Origin of the sequence: Rhizobium sp. R339 (genome assembly GCF_002211395.1) — a bacterium.
GTDB lineage: Bacteria > Pseudomonadota > Alphaproteobacteria > Rhizobiales > Rhizobiaceae > Rhizobium.
Genome location: NZ_LOKV01000001.1, coordinates 593,992 through 609,891, shown reverse-complemented (window position 1 = coordinate 609,891; position 15,900 = coordinate 593,992). Strand labels below are relative to the sequence as shown.

General features: G+C 61.8%; 16 protein-coding genes. 8 read left to right on the top strand and 8 right to left on the bottom strand.

Annotated features, from left to right (window positions below):
- Positions 1–32: 32 nt before the first annotated feature.
- The gene (locus tag ATY76_RS02925; protein ID WP_088673260.1) at positions 33–698 is read left to right on the top strand and encodes a dihydrofolate reductase family protein; all 666 of its coding nucleotides are present in this window, start codon (positions 33–35) and stop codon (positions 696–698) included.
- 48 nt (positions 699–746) lie between these two features.
- Here ATY76_RS02925 and ATY76_RS02920 read toward each other — a convergent pair whose 3' ends face one another.
- A complete protein-coding gene (locus tag ATY76_RS02920) occupies positions 747–2,261 on the bottom strand; it encodes a hypothetical protein (RefSeq protein WP_348627504.1) in 1,515 nt (504 codons plus the stop codon).
- Here ATY76_RS02920 and ATY76_RS34030 point away from each other — a divergent pair.
- On the top strand, positions 2,151–2,393 hold the full coding sequence (locus ATY76_RS34030) for a hypothetical protein (RefSeq protein ID WP_245309652.1): 243 nt from the start codon (positions 2,151–2,153) through the stop codon (positions 2,391–2,393). The genes ATY76_RS02920 and ATY76_RS34030 overlap by 111 nt on opposite strands.
- A gap of 39 nt (positions 2,394–2,432) precedes the next feature.
- On the opposite strand, the gene ATY76_RS02915 is transcribed toward ATY76_RS34030, so the two are convergent.
- Entirely contained in the window at positions 2,433–2,678 is a 246-nt protein-coding gene (locus tag ATY76_RS02915; RefSeq protein WP_088673739.1) for a DUF2164 domain-containing protein, read from the bottom strand.
- 131 nt (positions 2,679–2,809) lie between these two features.
- On the opposite strand from ATY76_RS02915, the gene ATY76_RS02910 reads away from it, so the two are divergent.
- Positions 2,810–3,541: an AzlC family ABC transporter permease gene (locus tag ATY76_RS02910; protein WP_088673258.1), complete on the top strand. Its 732-nt coding sequence runs from the start codon at positions 2,810–2,812 to the stop codon at positions 3,539–3,541.
- Positions 3,542–3,544: 3 nt separating this feature from the next.
- Complete coding sequence (locus tag ATY76_RS02905; protein ID WP_088673257.1) at positions 3,545–3,853, top strand: AzlD family protein; 309 nt, start codon at positions 3,545–3,547, stop codon at positions 3,851–3,853.
- Positions 3,854–3,878: 25 nt separating this feature from the next.
- Here the strand turns inward: ATY76_RS02905 and ATY76_RS02900 are convergent, their stop codons facing one another.
- Complete coding sequence (locus tag ATY76_RS02900) at positions 3,879–5,714, bottom strand: aminopeptidase P family protein (RefSeq protein WP_088673738.1); 1,836 nt, start codon at positions 5,712–5,714, stop codon at positions 3,879–3,881.
- Between the two features lie 278 nt (positions 5,715–5,992).
- Here ATY76_RS02900 and ATY76_RS33575 point away from each other — a divergent pair, with 278 nt between their 5' ends.
- Entirely contained in the window at positions 5,993–6,166 is a 174-nt protein-coding gene (locus tag ATY76_RS33575; RefSeq protein ID WP_190233573.1) for a hypothetical protein, read from the top strand.
- Between the two features lie 358 nt (positions 6,167–6,524).
- Here ATY76_RS33575 and ATY76_RS02895 read toward each other — a convergent pair whose 3' ends face one another.
- Both ATY76_RS02895 and ATY76_RS02890 read right to left on the bottom strand, forming a co-directional pair.
- Positions 6,525–7,403: a 50S ribosomal protein L11 methyltransferase gene (locus tag ATY76_RS02895; RefSeq protein WP_088673256.1), complete on the bottom strand. Its 879-nt coding sequence runs from the start codon at positions 7,401–7,403 to the stop codon at positions 6,525–6,527.
- Positions 7,404–7,457: 54 nt separating this feature from the next.
- Positions 7,458–8,060 carry an SCO family protein gene (locus ATY76_RS02890; protein ID WP_088673255.1) on the bottom strand — a complete coding sequence of 201 codons (603 nt, stop codon included), beginning with the start codon at positions 8,058–8,060 and terminating at the stop codon, positions 7,458–7,460.
- Between the two features lie 491 nt (positions 8,061–8,551).
- On the opposite strand from ATY76_RS02890, the gene ATY76_RS02885 reads away from it, so the two are divergent.
- The gene (locus ATY76_RS02885; protein ID WP_088673254.1) at positions 8,552–10,516 is read left to right on the top strand and encodes a HAMP domain-containing methyl-accepting chemotaxis protein; all 1,965 of its coding nucleotides are present in this window, start codon (positions 8,552–8,554) and stop codon (positions 10,514–10,516) included.
- 2 nt (positions 10,517–10,518) lie between these two features.
- Positions 10,519–10,986: a chemotaxis protein CheW gene (locus tag ATY76_RS02880; protein ID WP_088673253.1), complete on the top strand. Its 468-nt coding sequence runs from the start codon at positions 10,519–10,521 to the stop codon at positions 10,984–10,986.
- A 254-nt stretch (positions 10,987–11,240) separates the two neighbouring features.
- Here ATY76_RS02880 and ATY76_RS02875 read toward each other — a convergent pair whose 3' ends face one another.
- Positions 11,241–11,732, bottom strand: coding sequence for a CreA family protein (locus ATY76_RS02875; RefSeq protein WP_088673252.1), 492 nt, complete (start codon positions 11,730–11,732; stop codon positions 11,241–11,243).
- A gap of 108 nt (positions 11,733–11,840) precedes the next feature.
- The gene (locus ATY76_RS02870) at positions 11,841–12,431 is read right to left on the bottom strand and encodes a 3'-5' exonuclease (RefSeq protein ID WP_088673251.1); all 591 of its coding nucleotides are present in this window, start codon (positions 12,429–12,431) and stop codon (positions 11,841–11,843) included.
- A 270-nt stretch (positions 12,432–12,701) separates the two neighbouring features.
- Here ATY76_RS02870 and ATY76_RS02865 point away from each other — a divergent pair, with 270 nt between their 5' ends.
- Positions 12,702–13,238 carry a GNAT family N-acetyltransferase gene (locus ATY76_RS02865; protein ID WP_088673250.1) on the top strand — a complete coding sequence of 179 codons (537 nt, stop codon included), beginning with the start codon at positions 12,702–12,704 and terminating at the stop codon, positions 13,236–13,238.
- 131 nt (positions 13,239–13,369) lie between these two features.
- Here ATY76_RS02865 and ligA read toward each other — a convergent pair whose 3' ends face one another.
- Complete coding sequence (ligA, locus tag ATY76_RS02860) at positions 13,370–15,526, bottom strand: NAD-dependent DNA ligase LigA (RefSeq protein WP_088673249.1); 2,157 nt, start codon at positions 15,524–15,526, stop codon at positions 13,370–13,372.
- Positions 15,527–15,900 lie beyond the last annotated feature (374 nt).

The window sequence follows — 15,900 nt, the reverse complement described above, 5'->3', positions numbered from 1 at the left end:
GCTCTGAACACACCAACCGTGGGAGCCAAGAGATGAGAAAACTTGTGACCGCAGCCTTTGTGAGCCTGGATGGCGTCATGCAGGCGCCCGGCGCGCCTGAGGAGGATCCGACCGGCGGCTTCACCCTCGGCGGCTGGACCGTCAACTACTGGGACGAGGCGATGGGCGAGTTCATGGACGGGATCTTCACCGATCCCTTCGCGCTGCTGCTCGGCCGCAAGACATACGAAATCTTCGCCGCCCATTGGCCCTATGTCGGAAAAGACGACCCCATCGGCAAGGCCTTCAATGCCGCCACCAAATATGTCGCGACCACGTCAAAAGAGCCGCTCACCTGGGAAAATACCGTTCCGCTGCGCGGCGACGCCGCCGCCGAAATCGCCCGGTTGAAGCGGGAGGACGGTCCCGAACTCCTCACGCAGGGCAGCAGCGGCCTGCTGCAAACCCTGCTCGCGCACGACCTGATCGACGAACTCCGGCTGCTGACCTTCCCCGTGATCCTCGGTCCCGGCAAGCGCCTGTTCGGCCATGGCGCCAAGCCGGAGGCGCTGAAGCTCATCGCCAGCTCGGTTTCGACGACAGGCGTCATCATGAGCGTCTACGAGCGTGCCGGCGAGGTCAAACCCGGCAGCTTCGCGATGTCGGAGCCCTCGCAGGCCGAACTCGAGCGCCGGGAGCGGATGAAGCGCGAGGGCTGAGAAGCTGAGGCGAAAGAGCAGAGGCCAGGCAAGCTGCTGTGCGGCTTCTTATTTCAACACATAGGCGTCGTAGGTTTCATCGCTTCCGGCGGTCGGGCCGAAGCGTTCGACGAGCTCTGTCGCGCTTTGGAAAGCCGAAATATCCTCAGGCGTCAGAGACAGCCGCCAGACATAGCTTTCACGCAAGGAGACCGGCCCGGTGATCTGATCGAGCCGCTGCGAAAGAAGAATGATGACGGGCACCTTCTCACTCTGCTGCAATCGCCGTGCCGATTGGAGGATGTCGGCAAGGCTGAGCGAAAGCCGCGCGTTGCGGGTATATCGCACGATGGCGCCGAACCGCTCCTCCCGCAGAAGATAGGTGCGATTGGAAACATAGTAAGGCAGCGCTTCGACGAGATAATCGGGATCCGCCATGACGATCGCGTCCTTGAGATCGGGGCGCGATTGAATGAACGCACCGAAATCCTTGCTCCGGCTGAAAGGTATTTCGGCCACGAAGGTCCGATTGACCTTTTCGACAGCGGAGACAACCTGCAGCGCCAGCAATATCAGGAAGCACAGGCGGCCGAACTTTACGATGCGGCCGGCAGCCGTGGTGCCGGTAACGCCCGTCCCTTCACGCTGAATGTCCGCGGTCAAGGCGGTCATCGCGATCATGAAAACCAGCCAGAGCGCCTGATGTCTGTATCCGCCGGGATAAACCAGGGTAAACAGCAGCGAGAGCCCTAGTAGCACCAGCGCCGCGGCGATCATGGCCGGCCGTCGGTTCGCCAGCGCCAACAGGCTGCCGTAGATGAGCACCGACATCAAAGCTGCGAAGACGCGGAAAGCCAACGGATCGGCCACCATCAGTCCGGGGATGCTGTCGGGATAGAAGGACAGAAAATGCGAACTGGCGAGCGTAAGAGCACGAAGGGCGAGTAAAGCGAAATTCTCGCCGCTGAGATCGTTCTGCCCGGTATCGTTGAAGGTCGGATAGACCGTGAGGAAGCACAGAACAACTCCAACCGCGGCCAGGGCTGCGGCTGTCGCAAAGCCTCGATAGTCCCGCAAAGGAGGTCTTGGCCGCGCCAGGACCAAATCAAAAAACCAATAAGCCAGGAAGCCGCCGACAAGAACGACAGAATGCACATTGGTATTCGCCAGCAAGGCAAACAGCAGGCCGCTCAATATGCCGTTGCGCGCTCCCTTCTGCCACGCCAGGACGATCACAAAGATTATCAGCATGCTGATGCCGTAGTTTCGCGACATCGCGGCGTATTCGAAAACCGAAAAACTGCCGAACAGCGACAGCAGCATGATGGAAAGAGGCAGTTTCAGCCTGAAGACGAGAAGATAGGCCGCAGCCGCCGCAATCGTCAGCGCCACGACCTTCAAAACGACGGGCGAGCCGACCACGACATGGGCGGCGCGCAGCAGGATATACCAGATGGCAGGATGACCCTCGCCATGCATCTGGCGAAGCATATCGGCGAAATTGTCTCCCTGGAGGGCCAACGACAATGCGCGAACTTCATCACGCCAGACGGTTTCGGACCAGCAAAGCGCAGAGGCCAGCACAAGCCAGATCAAAAAGATCACCGTCTTGCCGAGCTTCGCCGAACGGGATTCATCAACAACAGAGACAATCGAGGCCAATTGACACGCAACCCGGTGAAAGAAAGCGCGATGACCATATCGGCCTGGACATAATTTGGCGTTAAATGAAGGCTCTGATTTGATTTCCAGGCGCTAGGATTTCTCCTCGCGCTCGAGAAGATGGATATCCTCGGCCATGTCTTCCATTCTCTTCAATAAAGCGGCATGGGCGTCTCTTAGCCCGCGATTGTAGAAGTATGGCCCGACCTCCTCGGTGAAGAAATCGAGCAGGAATTCGGCCGGCAAGGCGCCGATGGGGTCGAGTTCCCGGTCGAAATAGGCGCGGATGCGCGAAACGATTTCGGCCTTTTCTTCTTTCGAAAACTCGATCTTCTTCATGAGGGTCTCTCCGCCGGATGCGATCAGGCTTTGATGCTTCAGCGAAATCGATTGGTCAATCAACGAAATTCAATTGCCGCGACAGGTCTTAGCCCATAAGTGAAACCTGAAATTCCAATAGGATCACCCATATGAATCGCGCCGACTTTGTTGAAGGTTTGCGGGGCGGCTCCGCCGTTGCGCTGGCGTCGGCGCCCTTTGGCGCTTTGTTCGGGGCGCTCGCGGTCGAAAACGGCATGTCGCTTTCCGAAGCCGCCTTCATGAGCGCCACCGTCTATGCCGGCGCCAGCCAGATGGTCGGCATCGAGCTCTTCGGCCATAACGTCCACGCCTGGCTGATCGTGCTGTCGATCCTCGCCGTCAATTTCCGCCACGTGCTCTATTCGGCGGCCCTGGCGCGCTATATCGGCCATTTCACGCCGGTGCAGAAATTCTTCACCTTCTTCCTGCTCGTCGATCCGCAATTTGCCGAAGCGGTGAAGCGCAGCGAGGCCGGCAAACCGCTGACCTTCGCCTGGTATTTCGGCTTCGGCATCATCATCTACATTCCCTGGGTGCTGATCAGCGTCGCCGGCGGCATGCTCGGCGGCTTCATCGGCGACCCCAAGGCGATCGGCCTCGATATCCTGCTGCCGGCCTATTTCCTCGGCATCGTCCTCGGCTTCCGCAAGCGCGACAATTTCCTGCCCGTGGCGCTCGTCAGCGCGGTGGCATCCGTGCTCGCCTATCGCTATGTCGGCTCGCCCTGGCATGTGAGCCTCGGTGCGGCCGCCGGCATCGTGCTCGCCGCCCTGCTGCCATTGCCGCCGCAGGAGCCCGATCTCGAGGCCGACGCCCTGCAATCCGAAGTGCACGAGGTCTGAGCCATGGAATTCGATCTTCACATGGCGCTCGTCATCCTCGCCGCCGCAGCCGCGACCTTCGCCACCCGCATCGGCGGCTACATCCTCATCACCCGGATGAAGAGCATCCCGCCGCGCATGGAGGCCGCGCTGAATGCCGTTCCAGCCGCCGTTCTGACGACGCTGGTCGCGCCTGCCTTCTTCATCGGCGGCTGGGATTCGAAGCTGGCGCTCGCAGTCGCCCTCTTCGTAGGCCTGCGTTTCAGCCACACATGGATGCTGGTCGCCGCCTGGATCGTCGTCATGCTCTGGCGCCACAGCGCCGGTATCTGACGTCGGCGGGCATGGCGCCATTATCCTAATATTCCAGCGGCAGCGTCGCGTTTTCGAGCCATGCCCTGACGTCGCGATCATGGATCAGCGGCATCAGCGCCTCGCGGGTGCGGCGGTGATAATCGTTGAACCAGTGCAGCTGGTCATGGGTCAGAAGCTCAGGGATGACGAGGCTGCGGTCGATCGGGCAGAAGGTCAGCGTTTCGAAGCCGAGCATGGCCATGTCGCCGCCCTCGATCTCCTCGGCGCCGCGCACATAGATCAGGTTTTCGATGCGGATGCCGAAGCTGCCGGGCCGGTAATAGCCCGGTTCGTTCGAAAGGATCATGCCGGGCAGCAGTTCCTGCGTCGAAAGCCTGGAGATGCGCTGCGGCCCCTCATGCACCGAGAGATAGGAACCGACGCCATGGCCCGTGCCATGGGCAAAATCAGCCCCTGCCCGCCACAGCGCGATGCGCGCCAGCGGATCGAGGTCGCAGCCGCGCGTCCCTTTCGGAAAACGCGCCGTGCTGATCTCGATCATGCCCTTCAGCACCAGCGTGAAGAAGCGGCGATGCTCCTCCGAAACCGCCCCGATGCCGACAGTGCGGGTGATGTCGGTCGTGCCGTTGATATATTGCGCGCCGGAATCGATCAGGAACAGCTCACCGGCCTGGATCATCCGGTTGCTCTCGGTCGTCACGCGATAATGCATGATCGCCGCATGTTCGCCCGCACCTGATATCGTATCGAAGGAAATGTCCTTCAGCGGGTTCTGCATGCTTTGCCCGACGCGGGCGCGCGCCGCTTCGAGCCGCTCGGCGGCGGCGATCTCGCTCACCGTGCCGGGCTTTTCCTGCGACAGCCAGTAGAGGAATTCCACCATGGCCGCCCCGTCCTGCAGATGCGCGGCGGCCGAGCCGTTGATCTCGACGTCATTCTTCACCGCGCGCGGCAGCTTGGCGGGATCGGACCCCTCCACCGCCTCGCCGCCCGCCTTGCGGATGATCTCGGCCAGCGCGTAGGAAGCAATATCAGGATCGATCAGCACGCGGCCGCCATCTTTGGAAACGGAAGCCAGCCTCTCCTCCAGCGCCGAAGGCGGCAGCTGCGCCGCGATCTGCCCGAGATAGGCTTCCGGCTCGATGCCGGTCTTGCGCTTGTCGAGGAAGAGTTCGGCTCGCCCGTCGGCATGAATGATGGCGCGCGCCAGCGGATGCGGCGTATGCGGCACGTCGGCGCCGCGGATGTTGAAGGCCCAGGCGACCGAGGAGGGATCGGCAATCAGCACCGCCGCAAGGTTCTTCTTGGCAAGGGCGGAGGCGATCGTCGCGATCTTGTCGCTGGCCAGCACCCCGGCCTGGGCGACATTCTGGATGGTGACTGCGCCGAGCGGCTCGGCCGGACGGTCGCTCCAGAGCCTGTCGAGCGGATTGTGCGGCAGGAAGATGAGCGTTCCGCCGATCTCAGCAAGCGCCTTTTCCAGGCGGCGAACCTCGGCGCCGGAATGCAGCCAGGGATCGATACCGAGTCTCAGTCCCTTGGCGCCGTTTGCGGCAAGCCAGACATGCGGCGGCTCGTTGACGAGATCGCCGCCGGAAAAGACCGAACCATCGACCTGTTCGGCAAGCTGCGTGACATAGCGTCCGTCGACGAAGACAATCGCCTGCGCGCGCAAGATGAGCGCGACGCCCGCCGAACCGGTGAAGCCCGTCAGCCATGCCAGCCGCTCCGAGCAGGCGGGAACATATTCGCCGTTGAATTCATCGGCTCGGGGCACGAGGAAGGCGTCGATGCCGAGCGAATCGAAAGTCGCGCGCAGCGCCGATACCCGATCCCTGCCGAAATGCGGCGTGGAGGTGACGTCGAAGGACTGAAACATACTGAAAACCCGAATGGTTGAGACGAATCCGGTTAATGGGATGGCGGCCATGTTAGCGAAATTTCAATCGATGGGGAGAAAAAGCGACGAAACGAGTCGAAACCGTTGAGCCCGCTCAGCATTTTGACAGAACTGTGACGGCAAAAGTTAATTTGGCACGCTTTATGCAGTGGCCGCATGGCTCCCATGAGCGAAACCCTCTGCCTCCGCTTTTCAGAATAGCTATATAGACGCCATCGAACGGTTCGGACGAACCAGCAACCAAAGGATTTTTTGAAATGACCGCCTCTCTCTCGCGCTTCGCATACAGCAGCCCGGTACAGGCTGGCGAACGCCAGACCGTGCGTCACGTCATCGGCGCCCGCCGCCCGCAGAGCGAAGACAGCCTCAAGCTGCTCGGCGCCGGCCAGCGTGTGACCCGCCACCAGGGCACCACCAGCTACGCGTTCTAAGCCTGAAAGCCCGTCCGTCTCCTCCCTCCCGGACCGGCCTATTGGAATGCAGTAGACGCCCGCTCGAGCACTCCTCCTCCTTCGAGCTCGCGGGCATTGACCGGATAGACCGGTCCAAGGCGGTGCCATTGGCGCCGCCTTTTTTGTTGCCTCTCCTCCCTCATCCCTGTGCTCGTCACAGGGATCCAGCGCGCCCAAGTCCTTGGGCGCGGACTTTTTTGAACGTCATATCAAGTCATTCACGGCGCGGACGCGCCGTGGCTGGATTCCTGTGACGAGCACAGGAATGAGGGAAAAGCAGGAAAGCCGGCACCCTAAGCAAGCGTGCAGCAGGCCGAGCCCCTCACCTAAGCAGAACTCAAAGCCGATCCAAATGGATCGTCACCCAGCCGTTCCGCCAGATCGTCCTGACATGCCGAAGCCTCGCCCCGCTATAGGCTGCAATCACCTTCCACCGTTGCGCGGCAAGGATCCCCGAAAGAACCACCGAACCGCCGGGCGCAAGATGCGCGGCGAGTTGCGGCGCCATGCGGATCAGCGGTCGGGCGAGAATGTTGGCGATGATGAGATCGAAAGGTCCATGCTCGGAAAAAGCGGTCGAGTGAAAGCCGGGCGCAGTTCGGGTGACGATGCCGGACGCGATGCCGTTGCGGCGGACGTTTTCGGCGGCAACGCGGGTCGCAACCGGATCGATGTCGGTCGCGAGCACCGGAATGTTCTTCAGCTTGCGCACCGCAATCGCCAGCACGCCGCTGCCGGTGCCGAGATCGAGCGCATTGCGGACGCGGCGCGAGCGCACCACGCTGTCGATGACCTCGAGGCAGCCGGCCGTCGTGCCGTGGTGGCCGGTGCCGAAGGCCTGGCCGGCATCGATTTCGATGGCGATGTCGCCGGAGCGGACCTTGTCGCGGTCATGCGATCCGTGCACCAGGAAGCGCCCAGCCCGGACGGGCTTCAGCCCCTCCAGCGATTTCACCACCCAATCGACATCCGGGATGACCTCGCGCTGCAGCCGGGCGTCGGGAAAGGCGATCTTCAGCGCCGCCTCGGTGCGCGAGCGCACATCCGCCTCGTCCTCGGCCATCACATAGACCGAAGCCTCCCAGATATCCTTCTTCTCGTCGATCTCGGTGGTGCCGATGGCGAAGTCTTCTTCGCCGAAGATTTCGCTCAAAAGGTCGAGGATCCGTTCGGCCTCGCTCTCGGTCGTCGACACGTAAAGGCGGATTTCACTCACGATTGGCGGTCTTTCCCGTTTCTCTTGCCCGCCGCCGGTCGGGCCAGCGCCCGTTCACCCCTTGCTGGCGAGATTCTCAAGCTTCTTTATCGCCGTGTCCGGATTTTCGCCATAGGCGATCGTTCCGGAAAAACGCCCGGCCGAATCGAGCAGGAAGACCGAGGCGGTGTGATCCATCGTATAGTCGCCGTTCGGATCCTTCTCGTCGACCGGCACCTTCTTGGCGTAGACGCGATAACCCTTGATGACCTCGGCGATCTTGTCCGGAGGGCCTGAAATGCCGGTGATGCGCTTGGACACGTTGGAAACATACTCGTTCATGATTTCCGGCGTGTCGCGCTCGGGATCGACGGTAACGAAATAGGCCTGCAGCTTGCTGCCGTCGGGATCGACCTTCTGCATCCAGCCATCCAGCTCGAAGAGGGTCGTCGGGCAGACCTCGGGGCAATGCGTGAAGCCGAAGAACAGCGCTGTCGGCTTGCCGCGCAGCGCCTGCTCGGTGATCGGCTGACCGCTCTGCGAGACCAAGGTAAAGGGCACGCCGAAGGGCGCTTCCGACACCACCTCGCGCGATTTCATCGGATAGAGCGTCAACACGCCGAGAGCCCCGGCGAGAAACAGCACGGCGACCCAGATGACGATACGGAATGTCTTCATTGGCATGAACCTCGATCCGGACGGATATGCGCCGCCCACCCCCAAGCATGTCGCGCAAAAATGTGCAGCGGTTTTGCGATCACGACATGCGTAAAACAAAGAGCGAAAGCGCGAGGAGCGAATCTGAAAGATCCAACGCGCTTGCGCGTTTTGCGTGATTATAGTCTCGACCGAATGCACGCAATTCAAGAATGCGTTTTCTGACCCGTGATTAATTGTCTCAGCGCGTGAGACCTTCCCTGCCGAAAAAGCTTCTCACCGCAATTGCTCCAGGCCAAAAAGCCTCATGTTTTTAATGGCTTGTCCGAGGACGGAACGAGCAGGCCGAAGATGCATATCGTTAGGAAAGACTTAAGCCGCCATATCTATATTTAGCAGTGCGTCGGCCGCCGTGCCGTTCTGACATGAAGTCTGCCGAGTGGCGAAAACCCCGGACATCCGCATGAGGGTAAAGAAGCATAAACCCGAGCGGTTTGTGGAGGGGTCTTTTCATGACGAATTCAGCAGTGCGCAAGAGCCTGTCGGTCAGCCAGCGGCTCTGGACGCTCGGCGGCGCCGCCTTTATCGGTTTCGGAACGATGCTCGGCGTCGGCTGGTATGAAAACACGCGCATCGACGCCGGCCTGCGCCGCGCGAGCGAGATCCAGGCGAGCGTCGACCATATCAACGACATGCGGCTTGCCAACCTGACGATGGTGCTGGCCGCCATGGACATCATCGTCGACAAGGATGACAAGGCGGTCGCGCCGGAGCGCATCAAGCTGATCGCCGATTCTCTGGCCGCACTCTCCAACGGCTCGAAAGACATACGTCTGCTTGCCGACGAAATAAATGCCGGCACCCTGCTGAAGAGCTACGACGCCGACGTCGCCGAGATGGGCAAGGCGATCCAGACCGATCTCGTCGCCATGGTCCAGCAAGGTGCGCCCGACGCGGAATTCGATAAGATCGACGACACGATCGACGGCGCCGGCGAGGAATTGACGAAGACGCTCGACAAGCTCGCCACCGATGGCGCCGCTTTCGCGCACCAGCATGTCCAGACCGCCAATGCCATATCGCAACGCGCCCTCTTCCTGCAGATCGGGCTCGGCCTCCTCGCCATCCTCACCATGGGCGTCCTGCAATATATCCATGGCGGATCGATCCGCCGCGGCATCGCGGCCGTAAGCGAAAGCATGCGGCGCATCATGAGCGGCGATCTCACCAGCAACGTTGCGGAAAAGGCCCGAGGCGACGAGATCGGCGACATGGCCCGCGCCGCCGACGCCTTCCGTCTCGCCGCGATCGAAAAGCGCGATCTCGAGGTCCAGAGCCAGAGCGACAGGCAGCGCAGCGACGCCGAGCACCGGGCGCGTGAAGCGGCCAAGCTCGCCGATGCCGAAGCGCTCAACGCCGCCGTCACGGCCCTCGGCGCCGGCCTCACCCGTCTGTCGGCAGGCGACGTGACCGTGACGATCGACCAGCCTTTCCGCGAGGAACTGGAACGCCTGCGCCTCGACTTCAACCAGACGACCGCGACGCTGCGCAAGGCAATGAGCGACATCGTCGTCAACAGCAGCTCGATCGAGGCCAACAGCCGTCAGATGCGCTCCGCCGCCGACGACCTCGCCAAGCGCACCGAGCAGCAGGCCGCGTCCCTCGAAGAAACCTCCGCCGCCCTCGACCAGATCACCGCCACCGTCCGCAACGCGACCAGCCGGGCCGAAGAAGTCGGCCACATGGTCAGCCACACCCGCGAGAATACCGCCAAGTCCGACGTCGTCGTCGGCGATGCGATGGCCGCCATGCAGCGAATCGAAGGCGCTTCGCGAGAGATCGGCAAGATCATCAACGTTATCGACGAGATCGCCTTCCAGACGAACCTCCTGGCGCTCAATGCCGGCGTCGAGGCCGCCCGCGCCGGCGAAGCCGGCAAGGGCTTTGCCGTCGTCGCCCAGGAAGTGCGCGAACTCGCCGGCCGCGCCGCAGGTGCTGCCAAGGATATCAAGGCCTTGATCGGAAAATCCGGCGATGAAGTAAAGATCGGCAGCGAATTGGTGACGGCCGCCGGCGAGGCGCTGCGCCAGATCGGCGAAGATGTTCTGCGCATCGACGAACACGTTAAATCAATCGTAACCTCTGCGCGCGAACAATCGGTGGGATTGAACGAAATCAATACATCCATCAGCCAGATGGATCAGGTCACGCAGAAGAACGCGGCCATGGTGGAAGAGACGAATGCCGCAAGCCATACGCTCGCCGTCGACGCGGAGAACCTGACGCAGCTGGTGAAGCAATTCAAGATCGGCGAGGGCATGAGCGCCCGGCAAACGCCGCGAGAGGCAACCGCCGCCTCGCATTCGAGACCTTCTCCCGCACGCAGCCTGATCGGCAAAGTCGCGGGCGCATTCAACGGCGGCGCCGCCGCCAAAGCCATCGCTTCTCCCGCCGGGGACAACTGGGAAGAATTCTGATCATGAACAACAGTGCCATCAAGCAGTCGGGCGCCTATCTCGAAATCGTCTCGTTCCACCTGGGCGACCAGGAATTCTGCATCGACATCATGGCCATCCGCGAAATCCGCGGCTGGGCGCCGGTGACGCCGATGCCGCATACCCCGCCTTACGTGCTGGGCCTCATCAACCTGCGCGGCGCGGTCATCCCGGTCATCGACATGGCCTGCCGTCTCGGCATGAAGATGACCGAGCCCTCCGAGCGCTCGGCGATCATCGTCACCGACATCGCCGGCAAGCTGGTCGGCCTGCTGGTCGAGCAGGTGTCCGACATGATGACCATCAAGAGCGAAGACTTGCAGCCGCCGCCGGAAATCATCCCGGAAGCCCAGCGCGCCTTCTGCCGCGGCATCGTCGCGCTTGAGAAGACCATGGTCTGCTTCCTCAACCTCGACACCGTCATTGCCGACGAGCTGTCGCAGGCGGCTTGATCCTTATCGCCAAACGGAATGCAAAGGCCCGGCTCGTCCGGGCCTTTTTCGTTTGATGTGGGAGCTGCTGGCCGGCCTAAGGAAAACCCCTCCCCACAAGGGGGAGGGACTAATCTGGGTCTCCGCCTCGCTCCTTCCGAAACGTCGAATATCTGGAAAACCGGCGCGGCAAGTTAAGCCCCTCCCCCTTGTGGGGAGGGGTTTGGGGCGGGGTCTTCATCAAGGAGAAACCGCGTATCTGGCGTTCCTAAGTCCTACGGCTTCCCATTCTTCCAGGTCACGTTCTGCCCATACAAGGGAATCGTCGAAATCGACATTTTCGCCGAGCCATCCGTCAGCTCCCTGGAGTGGGCCAGATAGATCAGCGTATCGTTCGTCTTGTCATAGATGCGGTTGACGACCAGTGTCTTCCAGATCAGCGACATGCCCTGGCGGAACACCTCGCTGCCATCCTTGGAGAGGTCGATATTGCCGACCTCGATCGGTCCCGTCTGCCGGCAGGCGATGGAATTGTTGGAGGGATCCTCGAACCAGTTGCCATTCTTGAACCGGTCGATCAGGCTGCGATCGAAATAGGTGACATGGCAGGTGACGCCTTTGACCTCGGGATCGGAGACCGCCTCGACGATAATGTCGTTGCCGATCCAGTCGACCCCGACCTTGCCGACAACCTCGGCGGAGACGGCGCCCGCTGAAAGCGCGAAAAGAGAGAGGGCAGCGAAGAAAAGATTGCGCGGCTTGGACATGGCGGCTCCCTGGAGCGCCGCGCGTCCGACGGGACGCGCCAAAGGCGCTCTATCGCTTGATCGGCGCTTTCTAGATAAGCACGCGCCCCCGCTTTGCAAGAAACCGCTTTAGGCCTTCCGGCAGGTACAGGGCGCATAGCCGCCCGCCGTCAGCCGCCCTGGCGTCATGCCGATCAGCGCCGGGATCGCTTCCACGGCTTTCGCCTTGACCGCCTTCGCCATCTCGATCGCCGCGGCCGCGCAGACCGCCGCATCCTCGGCGGCATTGTGATGCATGAAACGCAGGCCGAGATGTTCGGCGATCAGGTTCAGCCGGTGCGAGAGGAAATGCGGCCAGATCCGCTGCGCCATCTTCAGGCTGCAGAGATAGGTCAGTTCAGGATAGGATTGCCGGTAGAGATCGAGGCTCGCCCGCCAGACGCTGAAATCGAAGGCGGCATTATGCGCGATCATCGTCGCGCCCCTGAAATCATCGTAGAACTCGTCCATCACCTCGGGAAACTCCGGCGCATCCTCGACATGCTCCGGCCGGATGCCGTGGATTGCGATGTTCATCCCGGAAAAGCGCATGTCCCTGGGGCGAATGAGCCGCTCCTCGACGCGCGTCACCCTGCCCTCCTCGATCCAGGCAAGTCCGACCGAGCAGGCGCTGCCGCGCTGCTCGTTGGCTGTCTCGAAATCGATGGCGATGGTCTTCAAGGGCACTATCCGAATCGTCTGCCCTTACCGGAATAATCATAGCCGCGTGCGAAGGCAAATTCCGGCCTGTTGACATCTGCACGCAAATGGGGAAACTTTTGCACATGATCAACTCTGTGACATCAACCATGCATCATATCGCCTCGACCCTTGAAGGGTGCGCGGGAGCGATGGTGCGTCACTAGCCGTCCGATCATCCCGAAACCCTGCCGAGGCGAGCAGGGTTTTCGAAGATCCGGCTCTCCTCCTGAAACCGAAGGAGAGCATCCAATGTCTGAAAACGAAGAGAATGAACCCCGCGACCGAGCGCGCCTGCCGGATGGCGTCGCCGTGCGCGCCGTGCGCCTTTCCGATGCCGACGAGATCACCGATCTCATCAATTTGCCGGGCTATCGGGCCGGCACCCTGCGGCCGCCGTACCAGCGGGTCGAAGAGGTTCGAAAGAACATGGAAAACCCCTCGCCCGGCGCGCTCAACCTCGTCGTCACACTCGACGGCAGGATCGTCGGCAATTGCGGCCTCAACCGCCTCGGCGGCCGCCGTCAGCACGTCGCCAGCATCGGCATGGGCGTGCACGACGATTTCACCGGCCGCGGCTTCGGCCGCATCCTGCTCGGCGCCATGGTCGAGGCCGCCGACGACTGGCTCGATATCAAGCGGCTGGAACTGACCGTCTACACCGACAACGACACCGCCATCCGGCTTTACGAAAAGTTCGGCTTCGAAAAGGAAGGGCTTCTGCGCGCTTTCGGATATCGCGCCGGCCAATATGTCGACGCCTATACGATGGCGCGGTTGAGGGCCTAAGTCGGACGAGTCTATACCCTTCCTCGTCATGCTCGGGCTTGTCCCGAGCATCTGCAACCGGCGTAGCAGATCCTCGGCACAAGGCCGAGGATGACGTCGAACAGAAAGCAGGCATCTAACGCCTGCCTACCTCACCCGCCGATCAGCGCCAGCCACTCGTCCTCGTCCATCGTCTGGACCCCGAGTTCGCGCGCCTTGTCGAGTTTGGAACCGGCGCCCGGACCGGCGACGACGATGTCGGTCTTTTTCGAGACCGATCCCGCCACCTTGGCGCCGAGGCTCTCTGCCCTCGCCTTGGCTTCGTCGCGGGTGAATTTTTCGAGCGAGCCGGTGAAGACCACCGTCTTGCCCGCGACGGGGCTGCCGGATGTGACCGGCTGTTCGGCCTCCGCGGGCGTAACTTCTTCCAGCAGGCGGCCGATCACCTCGACATTGCGCGGCTCCTTGTAGAACTCGACCATGGCACGCGCCACGACCTCGCCGATGCCCTCGATGGCGTTGAGATCGTTCCAGGCATCGCCGGAAAGTGGAGCGGCCTCCCTCATCGCCGTCGCAAAGGCCTCATAGGTGCCGTAGGAGCGAGCCAGCAGCTTCGCCGTAGTTTCACCGACATGGCGGATGCCGAGCGCATAGATGAAACGGTGGAGCGCGATGCTCCGCCTTTCGTTGATCGCCGCATAGAGCTTGCCGACGCTGACCTTGCCGAAGCCGTCGATATTCTCCAGCTTGGTGATCGATTGCTGCTGGCGCTTCTCCAACGTGAAGATCTCCGGCGCCGTTCGGATCTGCAGCGACGGATCCTCGCTTTCGAAGAAGAAATCGATCTGCTTCGAGCCGAGGCCCTCGATATCGAAGGCATTGCGCGAGACGAAATGCTTCAAATGCTCCGTCGCCTGCGCCCGGCAGATGAAGCCGCCGGTGCAGCGGCGCACCGAATCCATCTTTCCCGTCTTCTCGTTGACCTCGCGTACGGCATGCGAACCGCAAACCGGGCAGGTCTTCGGGAATTCATAGGGCGTTGCCTCCGCCAGACGCTTTTCCATCACCACGTCGAGGATCTGCGGGATGACGTCGCCGGCGCGCTGGACGATGACCGTATCGCCCTCGCGGATATCGTGCTCCTCGGGCCGGATACGCTCGCCGCTATTGCCGATGCCCTTGATGTAATCCTCGTTGTGCAGCGTCGCATTGGTGACGACGACGCCGCCGACCGTGACCGGCTTCAGCCGCGCCACCGGCGTCAGCGCTCCCGTGCGGCCGACCTGGATCTCGATCTTCTCGACCTCGGTGAAGGCCTGCTCGGCCGGGAATTTGTGCGCCGTCGCCCAGCGTGGGCTGCGCGAGCGAAAGCCGAGGCGCTGCTGCAGTTCGAGGCTGTCGACCTTGTAGACGACGCCGTCGATGTCGTAATCGAGATCCGGACGTTCGAGGCCGATCTCATCGTAATGCGCCAGGATGTCGGCCACCGAACTCAGCCGCTTCATCAGCGGATTGACGGGGAAACCCCATTCCTTGAAGGTCTGCACCATGCCGAATTGCGTATCTTCCGGCATCTCCGACATCTCGCCCCAGGCATAGGCGAAGAATTTCAGCTTGCGGCTCGCCGTCACCTTCGCGTCCAGCTGGCGCAGCGATCCGGCGGCGGTGTTGCGCGGATTGACATAGGTCTGCTTGCCCTCCGCCTCCATCTGCCGGTTCAGCGCCAGGAAGTCGCTCTTGGCCATATAGACCTCGCCGCGGATTTCGACGACCGCCGGAACGCCCTTCGGCAACTGGTTCGGGATCTCGGCGATGGTCCTGATATTGGCGGTGACATTCTCCCCCGTCGTGCCGTCGCCGCGCGTGGCCGCCGTCACCAGCCTGCCGTTCTCATAGCGGATCGACATCGATAGCCCGTCGATCTTCGGCTCGGCTGTGAAGGCGATCGACTGGTCCGGCAGGCGGCCGAGGAAGCGATAGACGCTTGCGACGAAATCCTGCACGTCTTCCTGCGAAAACGTATTGTCGAGCGACAGCATCGGCCGCGCATGAACGACCGGCGAGAAGGTGACGGAAGGTGCCGCGCCGACACGCCGCGACGGGCTGTCCTCCCGGATCAACTCGGGAAACCGTGCCTCCAGCGCATCGTTGCGGCGCTTCAGCGCGTCGTAATCCGCATCCGAAATCTCCGGACGATCCTTGCCGTGATAGAGCGCATCGTGATGCGCGATCTCCTTCGCCAGCCGCTCGAGCTCGGCGGCAGCCTCTTCGATCGTCAACATATCGACGGCGGAACCTTCGGTGGACATGGAACCTCACTCCAGAGAATCTGGCCAGAAACTGCATTGTTTTTAGAGCAAAATCGCCGGATGAAAAGGGAGGGTGAATATGCCTAATCGGGAAGAATGCATTGCTCGACCTACTGCCAGTCGAGCGCACCGATGCAGCGCATAGCGTGCAGGATGGCCCACCATCGCCAAGAGTGCCCACCTCTCCGCCCTCATCCCTGTGCTCGTCACAGGGATCCAGCCAGGCGCTTCTGCGCCGTGAATGACTTTTAAAAGGCAACGGAGTCTCTCCCGCCCAAGGACTTGGGCGCGCTGGATCCCTGTGACGAGCACAGGGATGAGGGAGGTTGAGGTGAGCGCTCGCGTGACACTTCGCGTGCAAGGAACGCTACTAC

What these genes read in the sequence shown, in the direction of transcription:
- ATY76_RS02925 (WP_088673260.1), top strand. Translation starts at nt 33, where the DNA reads ATGAGAAAACTTGTGACCGCAGCCTTTGTGAGCCTGGATGGCGTCATG.
- ATY76_RS34030 (WP_245309652.1), top strand. Translation starts at nt 2,151, where the DNA reads ATGCATCTGGCGAAGCATATCGGCGAAATTGTCTCCCTGGAGGGCCAA.
- ATY76_RS02915 (WP_088673739.1), bottom strand. Translation starts at nt 2,678, where the DNA reads ATGAAGAAGATCGAGTTTTCGAAAGAAGAAAAGGCCGAAATCGTTTCG.
- ATY76_RS02910 (WP_088673258.1), top strand. Translation starts at nt 2,810, where the DNA reads ATGAATCGCGCCGACTTTGTTGAAGGTTTGCGGGGCGGCTCCGCCGTT.
- ATY76_RS02905 (WP_088673257.1), top strand. Translation starts at nt 3,545, where the DNA reads ATGGAATTCGATCTTCACATGGCGCTCGTCATCCTCGCCGCCGCAGCC.
- ATY76_RS02900 (WP_088673738.1), bottom strand. Translation starts at nt 5,714, where the DNA reads ATGTTTCAGTCCTTCGACGTCACCTCCACGCCGCATTTCGGCAGGGAT.
- ATY76_RS33575 (WP_190233573.1), top strand. Translation starts at nt 5,993, where the DNA reads ATGACCGCCTCTCTCTCGCGCTTCGCATACAGCAGCCCGGTACAGGCT.
- ATY76_RS02890 (WP_088673255.1), bottom strand. Translation starts at nt 8,060, where the DNA reads ATGAAGACATTCCGTATCGTCATCTGGGTCGCCGTGCTGTTTCTCGCC.
- ATY76_RS02885 (WP_088673254.1), top strand. Translation starts at nt 8,552, where the DNA reads ATGACGAATTCAGCAGTGCGCAAGAGCCTGTCGGTCAGCCAGCGGCTC.
- ATY76_RS02880 (WP_088673253.1), top strand. Translation starts at nt 10,519, where the DNA reads ATGAACAACAGTGCCATCAAGCAGTCGGGCGCCTATCTCGAAATCGTC.
- ATY76_RS02875 (WP_088673252.1), bottom strand. Translation starts at nt 11,732, where the DNA reads ATGTCCAAGCCGCGCAATCTTTTCTTCGCTGCCCTCTCTCTTTTCGCG.
- ATY76_RS02865 (WP_088673250.1), top strand. Translation starts at nt 12,702, where the DNA reads ATGTCTGAAAACGAAGAGAATGAACCCCGCGACCGAGCGCGCCTGCCG.
- ligA (WP_088673249.1), bottom strand. Translation starts at nt 15,526, where the DNA reads ATGTCCACCGAAGGTTCCGCCGTCGATATGTTGACGATCGAAGAGGCT.